This is a genomic window from Algoriphagus boseongensis, from assembly GCF_004362805.1.
Classification (GTDB): Bacteria; Bacteroidota; Bacteroidia; order Cytophagales; family Cyclobacteriaceae; genus Algoriphagus; species Algoriphagus boseongensis.
Genome location: NZ_SNYF01000005.1, coordinates 1,704,124 through 1,714,967 on the forward strand (window position 1 = coordinate 1,704,124; position 10,844 = coordinate 1,714,967).

The following is a 10,844-nucleotide window of genomic DNA, read 5'->3' on the forward strand; positions in this document are numbered from 1 at the left end:
CTTTTATTTAGTTTGATGAACAATTTATTCCTCACTAATGAGAAAAATAATTTCTTCAAAACCTCTTTTACTAGGAAAGCTTCTGACATTCATTTTTGTTTTTCTTCTTTCTTCCTTCCATGCTTTTTCTCAAACTCCAGATTCTTTATCGGTAATTGATACCTTGAAAGTCCAAGAGCTTTCTTCCCAGAATCAACCCACATTTACTCGAATTTTTCCCTCAGACTCTTCTTTGGTCAATTTGCAAAAAAACCAGGAAATTGACTTGATGAAGGCAATGGAAGAGGAATTGAATAAGGCCTATTCCAAAAACCTCGAAAAATATCAAAGCCGCAAAAATTACCTTACTCAAAACAGCCTGATTTCTGATCTGAAAAATGAAATCAATGCGCTCAAAAGGATTTTGGCAAATCACCCAAACTTTGACCTTATTTCTGAAGAACTTCTTGAAATTCAAGACCTTCTTCCAAAAATTCTAGAAGGAATTAATGACAATTTTTCTACTATCAAATCAGAAAGAAACCTGGCAGTTTCTTCGGCTATATTGAGAGAAATCTCCCAAAAAACAGAGGCTAGAAAAGAGGAGGTAGATACTTACGCGAAAGAAATGAGGCTTTCGCATTATAGAATTGATTCCATTTCAGCCCAACCAGAACTTTTCAAACTTCCCTTGGATACTTTGGAAGCAGTTCAATACTCTAAAGATGTAACTGAAATATCCATCCAAACACGCCCAATAGAAGACTCCTTACTTTTCAGAAAAAAACAGGTTGACGGAATCCAAACTTCATTAAATGAATTGATATTTCAACTCAATTCTTTGGTTGATGGAATTGATGTTTCTAGAAGTGAGCTGAACACTAAGATTTTTGAGTCTGAAGTTCCCTCTGATTCTCAGGACCGTTACTATACTCAATCCCTGAAAGAATCGATAGAAGCATCGATAATCAAGGAAAAATATGCTTTGAGATATTATGTAAACATTTACCAAGGCAGAATTTTATTCACAGTAGTGATTTTCTTAATCGTTTGGCTTTTCATCAATCGCCTAAAAAATAGAACTACAGAAACCCTGAGTCATGACCCTTTTGATGAAAACAACCTGATCTTAAAGAGTCCAATTCAATCGGCCTTGGTCATTACCTTGGGAATTTTCCAATTCTTTTTCATTAACCCTCCATTTATCTTTTATTGGACAGTTTGGTTAATTTCAAGCATAGCTCTTTCTCTTGTCTTCAAAGGATTTTTGAAAGCCTTCTGGAGCTTTTTCTGGGTTTGTACCGTTGTCTTTTTCCTTTTGGCAGGCTTGGCAAATATGATTTTGCTTCCGACAATTCAAGAACACTACTTGATGTATGGAATTGCTTCTATTGGCGTGATCTTTTTGATCTATATGGTCTTCAATAAAAAATCCGAAGACCTCAAGGAAAAAAGAATCATGTATTTCATCTGGCTTTTGGGAATACTTGAATTCATTTCCATGGTTTTAAACTTTACAGGAAGATTCAATTTGGCCAAATCCTTTATGGTTTCAGGATATATGGGAATAGTCTTGGGGATTTTTCTCCTTTGGACTGTCCGACTGATCAATCAAGGGCTAAACATTGCCAATAAGGTCTATTCTACCCCGGAGAAAGGGAATTTCTTCATCAATTTTGATAAAATAGGAACAAGAGCACCGGGAATATTTTACTTCTTTTTGATCCTGGGCTGGGCCTTATTGATCGGTAAAAATTTCTATGCATTCACTCAATTCTCACAGAGCATCAATGAATTCCTGACCGAGGAAAGAGTAATTGGTTCTTATGCTTTTTCAATTAATGGGGTCTTTGTCTTTATTGTCATCCTGTTTATTTCTGTACTGATTTCAAAGCTACTCTCCTTATTTTCTGCAGACCCCGATGCCATCAACTCGGACGATCAGCGGAAGCGAATCAGTTTTGGAAGCTGGCTGCTATTGGTTCAGATCTTTGTCATCTGCTTGGGATTATTTTTGGCATTTGCAGCTTCGGGAATTCCTCTGGATAAAATCACCATCATCCTTGGAGCGCTTTCTGTAGGTATAGGTTTAGGTCTTCAGGGATTGGTCAACAACTTGGTCAGTGGATTGATCTTAGCTTTTGAAAACACCGTCAAAGTTGGCGATTTGATAGAAATCGAAGGGAAACCTGGAACAATGAAATCCATCGGCTTCCGAAGCAGCGTGGTCAACATGTTTGAAGGATCCATGGTAGTAATTCCAAATGGAGAATTGATCAGTAAGCAGCTAATCAATTGGACTACCGGAAAAGGAAGAAAACTCAGCCTGGTTGTGGGGATTTCCTATGAATCTGATCTTGAAAAAGCTGTCGCCGTTATCAAAGGAATTGTCTCCGAAGATTCAAGAATTAGAAATTTCCCTATCCCAAGAGTCGTTCCTATGGAATTTTCGGATAGCAGTATTGATATCGAAGTGGTTTTCTGGTTAAACAGTTATTTTGATTACCCTTTTGTCAAAGGAGATCTGGTGAGTAAAATCAATGAACTCTTCAAACTGAACGGTATCAAAATCCCATTCCCACAGCGGGATTTACACGTCATTTCTCCTCCTTCTAACTTAGAAATTCCTAAGAAGAAGGATCAAGAAGACAGTTGATTTTGCTTTCTCCCAAAATATCCAGCTAGGATGCTTCCGATAATCAATTGCTGAATATGGTAAAGCATCACAGGCAGCAGCACCAATCCCAATACAGCTGGATTTGGAAAAATCACCTTTCCAATGACCACCCCATGAACCAGAGATTTCTTGGATCCGCAAAAAAGTGTGGTAATCCGATCCTTAAATGAGAATCCCAAAACTCTGCTAAGGACTTCCAAAATCCCCATCACCAAAAGAAAAATCCCAAGCATAGTCAGGGCGACTAGGACTAAGGTGGATAGTTCATAGGAAGAAAAAATATGCTGCGCAAAGGATTCTGCGAAGGAGGTAAATACGATGATCATAATCACGGACTGATCTACATACTTCAACTTCGGCAAAAGACCTTTCAGTTTAGGAAAAAGCCAGCCATGGCTTAAAATCCCTAAACAAACGGGCAAAATCACTTTAAGAGAAAGCTCCCCAAGGGTACTCCAAAAGTCTATCTCCCCTTCTACTCCTCCCGCCAAAATACCCATCCAAGCAGGGGTCAAAATTACGCCAAGCAAACTTGAAATGCTGGCATTAAAAATCGCCCCTGCCAGATTTCCTCCAGCTATGGAAACCATGACCACAGATGCACTTACTGTCGAGGGCAGAGCCGAAAGGTATATTATTCCCAATTTAAAGTCCTCATCAATCCAAGGAATGAACTTCATCAAAGCCCAAACCAAGACGGGGAAAAGCAAAAAGGTGGCAGACTGAATCAGCAAATGTAGTTTCCAATTGGAAAGCCCCTGCTTCAATTGAACCGGATCAAGCTTTACTCCATAAAAGAAAAACACAAAGGCAATCCCCACATTAATGATGGGCTTCCAGGGAATCCCAGATTCAGAAGAACCAACTTCTGGAAAAATTGAGGCCATGCCAATGGCAAAAAACAAGCCCAGGAGAAATCCATTAATTCCGACTTTTTGTAGGGTTTGGGAAAGTCTACTCATGCACCCAATAGTCTTTTGAAATTATCACAAAGGATAGCTGTGGCAATAGCCACGTTGAGCGACTCCGCTTCTCCAAATGCCGGAATGGTAACTTTATGGTTTACCAGCTTTTCTATTTCACCAGAAATCCCATTAGACTCATTGCCCATTACAATTACTCCAGGAGAAATACTTTTCATTTCGTGGATGTTTTCCCCTTTCAAAAAGGCTCCATAAACCGGAAGCCTCCATTTTGTAAAAACCTCCTGAAGGTCTCCATAAAAGAACTTTACCCGAGTAAAGGAACCCATGCTGGCCTGAATTACCTTAGGATTGTAGAATTCTGCTGTATGCAGAGAAAAAACCATTTTTTTGATTCCATACCAATCTGCAATTCGAATGATGGTTCCCAAGTTTCCCGGGTCTCTTACTTCATCCAGAGCTAAAATCAATTCATCCCGAGTTGGAGTAAAAGCCTCATTGGATTTCATGGTTACCACAGCCAATGCAGAATCGTTGGATTGGAACTGTCCCACTTGCTCGAGTTGATTTTGTGTGACCAGAATTTTCTCTCCTTTAAATCTTTCCAGTCTTCGGGCATACTTTTGTTGGAAATTCTCCGTCACCAACAATAAATCCACTAAAAAATCTGAATCCAAAACTTCCAAAACGCTTTTTTCACCCTCCACAAAGAACTGCCCGCTTTGGCTTCGGTATTTTTTTTGATGCAAGGATTTTATAAACTTAACTGTATTTTTGCTCAGCATCCCCTTAGTTTACCACAAGTTGAAATCCTCCAAATATATACTTTTTATCGCTCTGCTTTGGGTTTGCTTTGGCTGCTCCTTGACCAGAAACCTGAAAGAGGATGAATTGGTAGTTTATGAAAATAAACTTCAAGGCGTAGAAAAGGCAAACGAGGAGGATCTTTACGGTTTACTCGAACAAGAACCGAACACCAGATTTTTGGGCACCTCTCTTGGAGTAAATATCTATCGATTCGGAAGACAATTTTATGATAGCAGCCAAGTAGCAGAAAAATGGAATGAGGCTCGACTTGAACTTGCGAGTGTAAAAGCATCAATAGATACTCTTCCTGATAATCGAAAACTGGAAAAAAGGCAAGATAAACTAACCTCAAAAATTGAGGGCCTGAAGAAAAAGCTGGACTATGGGAATAGCGTCATGCGAACAGGGAATCCTGTCGTGATATTGGATGAGACTCTCACAGATAAGTCAGTGAATAACCTCACCGGATATTTGGTTAACCATGGCTTTTTTGATGCAAAAGTCACCTATGAAATAGAAAAAAAGGATCAAAAGGCTTTTGTCAATTACCTTATTCAAGAGAAAGAACCTTACATCATCGATTCCATTTATCGGAAAACTGATAACGAGGAGATCAAGCGGATTTTAGACTCCAATCAAAAGCAAACCTTTCTCCATCAGGGGGAAAATTATTCCCAGGATAATATCATTTCCGAAAGAAGCAGGATTGAAGACTTGTTGAAAAACAATGGTTTTTACATGTTTTCACGGACCTATCTCAACTATATTGTCTACAAAGATACCGCTGAAAAAATTGTCACCATTGAAGAGATAGTCCAAAGACCCACTTTTGCAGAAAAGCATGAGCCTTATACCCTGGACTCCATTAATTTCAGAATCAATCCTCCCAATAATGAATTCATAGACCAAAGAATCCAAAAGGACTTTAGAGGAATCGATTTCTCTTTCTACAGAGATCGCTATTCTGAAAAAATCCTTGCCTCCAGGATCATGATGGAAAAAGGAGGAAGATATAACCGACAGAATGCCATTGAAACTCAAAGGCTTTTAAGTAATCTGGATCTTTTTCGGTTTGTCAATATTTCATTTGACACGCTTGGTACTTCCCTGACGGCAAACATATTTACCCAGCCCAACCAAAAATACCAGCTGACCAATCAGGTGGGTCTGACAATTACCGAACAGCTTCCAGGGCCATTTTTCAGTACAGCTCTGAGAAACAGGAATTTCTTCCGGGCAGGAGAAATCTTGGAATTCAACTTCAGAGCAGGATTGGAAGGTGTAGCTTCTGCAACTGGTTTGGGTGTTTACCAAAGCCAGGAAGTGAACACCTCTCTTTCTGTAATTTTCCCTAGATTCTTGATTCCTTTTGCTCCTGGAGCACTTCAGAAATTCGGTCGATACAATCCAAACACCCGAGTTCAGTTTGGCTACACCTATACCAATAGACCGGAATACACCAGAAACTCAGTTAACGGATTGCTTTCCTATACCTGGCATACCCGAAACAACCGGCAATCCTTCACTGTCAATGCGGCTGACTTGAGTTATATCCGGACACCTAAACTCACTCCCGAATTTTTGGCCGTATTGGAGGACCTGCAAAGTAGAGGAAACAACTTGATCTGGTCTTTCCTCCCCTCTTTTGTGAGCAGTATTTCAGGACAGACTATTATAAACTTCAATCGATACGGTGACTTTACTACCAAGAGAGCTTCCTTGCTACGACTTTTTGTAGAAAGCGGGGGTACGACCTTGAATTTCTTTGATGTGCAAAGCAACGATGAACCGGATATCGAATACGCCAATTTCCAATGGCTAAAAACTCAGGTCGATTTTAGAAGGTATTACCCAGTGTCTACGAAACAAACCTTTGCCTATCGCCTAAATTTCGGTTGGGCAGCACCATATGGTATATCCGCGGGAGTTTTACCTTACGAAAAATACTTCTTTGCAGGTGGTGGAACGAGTATCCGTGCCTGGCAAGCCAGACGTCTTGGACCAGGTAGTTCCAAACCGGTGATCGGCGAACGAGGACCCTATGACTACATCAATGAGCAGCCGGCGGAGATGATTTTAGAAAGTATGCTGGAATACCGAAGAAATCTGGTTGGCTTCTTTGATATGGCCCTGTTTATTGATGCGGGTAATTCCTGGATGATCGGAGTGGATCCGGCCAGACCTGGAGCAGATTTCAGATGGGATAGATTTTACAAGGAAATTGCCTTGGGTGCAGGGATAGGATTACGAATGGACTTTGACTTTTTGGTCATTCGTTTAGATTTGGCAACCAAAGCCGTAGATCCAGCCCAAGATGAAGGAAGTCGTTGGGTTTTGGATAATATTTCGTTTTCCAGACCTTTTGGAGCAAAGGGACAAACAGTATTTAATTTCGGGATAGGTTATCCCTTCTAACACTTGATGAGCAGAAAGACTAAAGAAGAAATCGCGGAAATCTACCGTCAAATGCAGGATCATATCTGCAAAGGATTAGAACTGGGTGATGGAAAAGGCAACTTCAAGGAAGATGCCTGGGAAAGACCTGGAGGCGGTGGAGGGAGAACCCGCATTTTCGAAAATGGAGCAATCATTGAAAAAGGAGGCGTTGCATTTTCGGCTGTGCATGGGCCAACTCCTGAAAAGATCCTAGCCAAACTCGGTTTGGAACAGGCCGATTTCTTTGCTACCGGAGTATCCATTGTCCTACATCCTTTCAGCCCGATGGTGCCGATTATCCATATGAATATCCGGTATTTCGAGATGGAAAATGGAGTGCATTGGTTTGGGGGTGGAATTGATCTGACTCCCCATTACATCAATCCGGAGGATGCAAGATATTTCCATCAGGAAGTGAAAAAAGTCTGTGACCAGTTCGATCTGAACTATTATCCCAAATTCAAGAAATGGGCGGATGATTATTTTTTCCTGAAACACCGAAATGAAACCCGTGGAATTGGAGGGATTTTCTATGACCGGATGAGTGCCAAATCTGATGAGGAATTTCAGCATCTACTGGATTTCTCCTTAGCGATTGGAAGGCTTTTCCCAGAAGTATATACCCATTTCATGAAAAAGAATAGCCAAATCCCATTTGGCAAGGAACAAAAGGCTTGGCAAAATCTCCGTCGCGGGCGATATGTGGAGTTTAACCTAGTATGGGATTCAGGCACCAAATTCGGATTAGACACCAACGGGAGAACAGAAAGTATTCTGATGAGCATGCCTCCACAAGCCGAATGGGAATACATGCATCAGCCTGCTCCGGGCAGTCCGGAAGCTTTTACCCTGGAGCATCTGAAAAAAGACCTCGATTGGTTAACTTATGAGCTATGATAGAGCTTTTTAAACAATGGGATGAGGAGTTTTTCCTCTGGCTAAACTCCTTTCACGCAGACTGGCTGGATCCGATTATGTTTCAAATGACCGAAACAGTTACTTGGATTCCCCTTTATGCTTTTTTGGCTTACAAAATTTACAAAGCGGACCCCAAAGCAAGTTGGTGGGTATTTGGTGGAGTGATGCTGACTATTTTGGCAGCGGATCAATTTACCTCAGGTTTTTTGAAGCCCTTGATGGAGAGACTTCGCCCCTGCCATGACCCTAGATGGGAAGGATTGATGCATAATTATGGACGATGCGGAGGCTTGTATGGATTTGTCTCCTCCCATGCTGCAAACACCTTTGGATTGGCCACCTTCCTCAATCTGAAAATGAAAGGTAAAATCAAGCATCTGGGCTGGCTGTATCTCTATGCAGTGGTCGTTAGCTATACCCGAATTTACCTCGGAGTCCACTACCCTTTTGATATTCTTCTAGGCGCTAGCATCGGGGCCATTATAGGGTTTATTTCCTGGTTTTTTATCGTATTTGTCAAACGGGAAATCATCAAATCTGCTTTGAAGTAAATGTAAAAGCAAGAAAAATCGCCTGACAAAACAACAATCTGGTGTTCTAAAATCCCACCCAGCATTTGGAGGTAAAATGTGGATGGTCTCAAGACTATTGAAAAATTTAGACCCCTGTCGGGGTCATAAAAGTCAGAGGGTAATTATTGATAAGAATATGATCCTGAAAGGATCAAATCTTTGAATAGAAAAAATTGTCCTAATTAAACGGCAACCCCGGAGGGGTTGAACCTGATTAGAAGAGTTAGACCCCTTTCGGGGTCTGGGAGAGGATTCTTGGTTTTTGAGCTATTGAAAGGTTTTACCCCTGTCGGGGTAGAACGATGCACCAAAATGATAGCCTTGACCCGGTACGGGTCGGATATGGGTAGAAATCCAAGATCATTTCCTCGGTACGACCCCCATTGGGCCTGCAGGGTCGAATAAATCCGGCGAGAGGGGAAAGGGATTTTGGCAAAACCATTGAAATGGTTTTATCAAGGGTGGGATCCAATATAGCCCCGGGTTTAAACCCGGGGCTATATCACGGAAAACCGACATTTAAGAATGGCTTTAGCCATTTAGGGTTTCGGAATTTCATCCCGACAGCTGTACGGGATCAAAAAATAAAAAAGCGTAGATGCTCCCGATCGCTAGCGTGGACTATGCTTAGTCATGTATTCTACTCCTAGGTGAGCTTGACCCGGTACGGGTCGGATATGGGTAGAAATCCAAGATCATTCCTTTGGTACGACCCCTATGGGGGTCGAATAAATCCGGGTGTCTAATTATTTCTACCGAGATATAATCCCTACGGGATAAAGGATGGAATGAGTGTAGAGCAATAGGAATTACAAATTCTAGGGGAATAGCTTAAAAAATAGCCTTGGGTTCATTCGGAATACGTATCCAGCTGAAGGTATTTTACCCACCCATCATGGTATTAGAGGAAGCTATGGTCGTATCTCCATTCTGAAATAAGGCCAGCAAATCCTCTATCTTCCCTAGATGATGGGCCTCCCTACTGTGCTGCTCAGGATTCCGGGCTTTGATTTCCTTGATTTTTTCTTCCATCAATCCCTGAAGCAGAGTCATATCGGAATCACCTAGGTATAGGGTATAGAGGTGGGTCATGGGATTTAGCTTTTAATACCTAGGAAATTACAAATTCCTTGAAATAAAAAAGCGTAGATGCTCCCGATCGCTATCGTGGACTACGCTAAGTCATGTATTGTACTCCCAGAAGGGGGTGACTGAATCATTACTGATTTTTACTATGGTTGGCATAATTAAAATCCGCAATAAAATTATCTACGAGGGATAATAAATTATCCCTAATTCCGGAATACCTTAATTCACCAGCTTTACCAATTGTATTTTTGTCATAAAGTATTAAGGAATTAAATTTATAAATTGGTTCATTTGGATTCCGATAATCTGTTCCCTCAATTATAGTAGTTTCAATTGTTAGGTTTGCTCCATAAAAAACTGTATTATATTCGTCAATTAATGCAATAACAGATAAGTAAAGGACAGGTCTTTCGATTAAGTCATATTCTCGAGTGTAATTTATTTTGTGAATATTTAATTTTAATTCGATATCCCTTTCTAAACTTTCTTTATCAAACGGTAGTTTAGTTTTTATATCATCCAACCCTTCTAGGTAAACTGAAATTCTTAATCCTTTATTTGAGATAAACCTTAAATTGTTCCCTCTAATAATTTCATCTTGCAAATATTTATCTATTTGTTCATTATTAATTTGACTGAACGAATATATAGGAAATAAAATAACAAGTATAAAAATTAGTTTTTTCATATTATGTATTATTGATTTTTAAAATATTCAACAATTTCTTTTGATTTTTCAAGTGTATAGCTTATTTGTTTTTTGTAATCTTCAATCCCTTCAATGTGGGTTTTATAAAGATGATTTTTTTGAAGAATTAAAGCATTTAATCTTTCGCTTGATTTTATTCCATTTAAGGAAATATCGTCATGATTTAAATTTAGGTGATGCGAAAAAATTTTTCTTATGGGTGTAATAAATTCATTAAAGACTACCTCACTTGGAACTTGATCAGTTTTTCCCAATTCATTCAGTTTTTCTTTCAATAAAAAAATATCTTCAATATTTTTTCCATAATTCCTTTTATGCTTTGTGATATAATCCATTATTATTTTTCCAAATTCTAAAAAGGATGTGTTCCAATGTTCAGTCCAATTTTTGTTTTCTTCCCTAAATTCATTGAACTTTTCTTTAATATTCTGAATTGAAATTTCTAAATAAGATATATGACTTCCTAATTTATGTAAATTCTCAGAGTTTAGTTTTGTATTTCCCTTATTACTAATTACGAAGGCATCAAAAAGTTCCTCATTATTAAGATCATTTAGTTTATCAATTTGATTATTATTAAATTTTAATCTTATAGATTTCTTATTGGATATTTCATTTATGTATTCATTAAATAGGATTATTTGTCTGTCAAATGCTTCCAAAGAAAATTCAATCCAAGACAAATAAAACTCTTTCAGTCTTTTTCTTTTCTTTCTTTCTGAAAATCTATTGAT

9 protein-coding genes are annotated in these 10,844 nt (G+C 39.3%); 4 read left to right on the forward strand and 5 right to left on the reverse strand.

Annotated elements, in window-relative coordinates; all coding sequences use genetic code 11:
- Positions 1-37 precede the first annotated feature (37 nt).
- Positions 38-2,635, forward strand: coding sequence for a mechanosensitive ion channel family protein (locus tag DFQ04_RS07370; protein WP_133554184.1), 2,598 nt, complete (start codon positions 38-40; stop codon positions 2,633-2,635).
- Here DFQ04_RS07370 and DFQ04_RS07375 read toward each other — a convergent pair.
- Together DFQ04_RS07375 and DFQ04_RS07380 are read right to left on the reverse strand one after the other, a co-directional pair.
- Positions 2,620-3,618, reverse strand: coding sequence for a bile acid:sodium symporter family protein (locus DFQ04_RS07375; RefSeq protein WP_133554185.1), 999 nt, complete (start codon positions 3,616-3,618; stop codon positions 2,620-2,622). The genes DFQ04_RS07370 and DFQ04_RS07375 overlap by 16 nt on opposite strands.
- Entirely contained in the window at positions 3,615-4,364 is a 750-nt protein-coding gene (locus DFQ04_RS07380; RefSeq protein WP_133554186.1) for a TrmH family RNA methyltransferase, read from the reverse strand. Before DFQ04_RS07380 ends, DFQ04_RS07375 begins: the two co-directional genes overlap by 4 nt.
- Here DFQ04_RS07380 and tamL point away from each other — a divergent pair.
- The 3 genes from tamL to DFQ04_RS07395 are packed head-to-tail and all read left to right on the forward strand — an operon-like array spanning position 4,354 to position 8,291.
- Positions 4,354-6,801: a translocation and assembly module lipoprotein TamL gene (tamL, locus tag DFQ04_RS07385; RefSeq protein WP_243739645.1), complete on the forward strand. Its 2,448-nt coding sequence runs from the start codon at positions 4,354-4,356 to the stop codon at positions 6,799-6,801. The genes DFQ04_RS07380 and tamL overlap by 11 nt on opposite strands.
- Positions 6,802-6,807: 6 nt before the next feature.
- Positions 6,808-7,719, forward strand: coding sequence for an oxygen-dependent coproporphyrinogen oxidase (hemF, locus tag DFQ04_RS07390; RefSeq protein WP_133554187.1), 912 nt, complete (start codon positions 6,808-6,810; stop codon positions 7,717-7,719).
- A complete protein-coding gene (locus DFQ04_RS07395; RefSeq protein ID WP_133554188.1) occupies positions 7,716-8,291 on the forward strand; it encodes a phosphatase PAP2 family protein in 576 nt (191 codons plus the stop codon). Before hemF ends, DFQ04_RS07395 begins: the two co-directional genes overlap by 4 nt.
- Positions 8,292-9,194: 903 nt before the next feature.
- Here the strand turns inward: DFQ04_RS07395 and DFQ04_RS07400 are convergent.
- The 3 genes from DFQ04_RS07400 to DFQ04_RS07410 all read right to left on the reverse strand — a co-directional run bounded on the left by DFQ04_RS07400 (position 9,195) and on the right by DFQ04_RS07410 (position 10,772).
- Positions 9,195-9,404: a hypothetical protein gene (locus DFQ04_RS07400; RefSeq protein WP_133554189.1), complete on the reverse strand. Its 210-nt coding sequence runs from the start codon at positions 9,402-9,404 to the stop codon at positions 9,195-9,197.
- Between the two features lie 127 nt (positions 9,405-9,531).
- The gene (locus DFQ04_RS07405) at positions 9,532-10,089 is read right to left on the reverse strand and encodes a hypothetical protein (RefSeq protein ID WP_133554191.1); all 558 of its coding nucleotides are present in this window, start codon (positions 10,087-10,089) and stop codon (positions 9,532-9,534) included.
- A gap of 8 nt (positions 10,090-10,097) precedes the next feature.
- A complete protein-coding gene (locus tag DFQ04_RS07410) occupies positions 10,098-10,772 on the reverse strand; it encodes a hypothetical protein (RefSeq protein WP_166637275.1) in 675 nt (224 codons plus the stop codon).
- Positions 10,773-10,844 lie beyond the last annotated feature (72 nt).

Coding starts and splice junctions, on each gene's coding strand:
- DFQ04_RS07370 (WP_133554184.1), top strand. CDS start 38: ATGAGAAAAATAATTTCTTCAAAACCTCTTTTACTAGGAAAGCTTCTG.
- DFQ04_RS07375 (WP_133554185.1), bottom strand. CDS start 3,618: ATGAGTAGACTTTCCCAAACCCTACAAAAAGTCGGAATTAATGGATTT.
- DFQ04_RS07380 (WP_133554186.1), bottom strand. CDS start 4,364: ATGCTGAGCAAAAATACAGTTAAGTTTATAAAATCCTTGCATCAAAAA.
- hemF (WP_133554187.1), top strand. CDS start 6,808: ATGAGCAGAAAGACTAAAGAAGAAATCGCGGAAATCTACCGTCAAATG.
- DFQ04_RS07395 (WP_133554188.1), top strand. CDS start 7,716: ATGATAGAGCTTTTTAAACAATGGGATGAGGAGTTTTTCCTCTGGCTA.
- DFQ04_RS07400 (WP_133554189.1), bottom strand. CDS start 9,404: ATGACCCACCTCTATACCCTATACCTAGGTGATTCCGATATGACTCTG.
- DFQ04_RS07405 (WP_133554191.1), bottom strand. CDS start 10,089: ATGAAAAAACTAATTTTTATACTTGTTATTTTATTTCCTATATATTCG.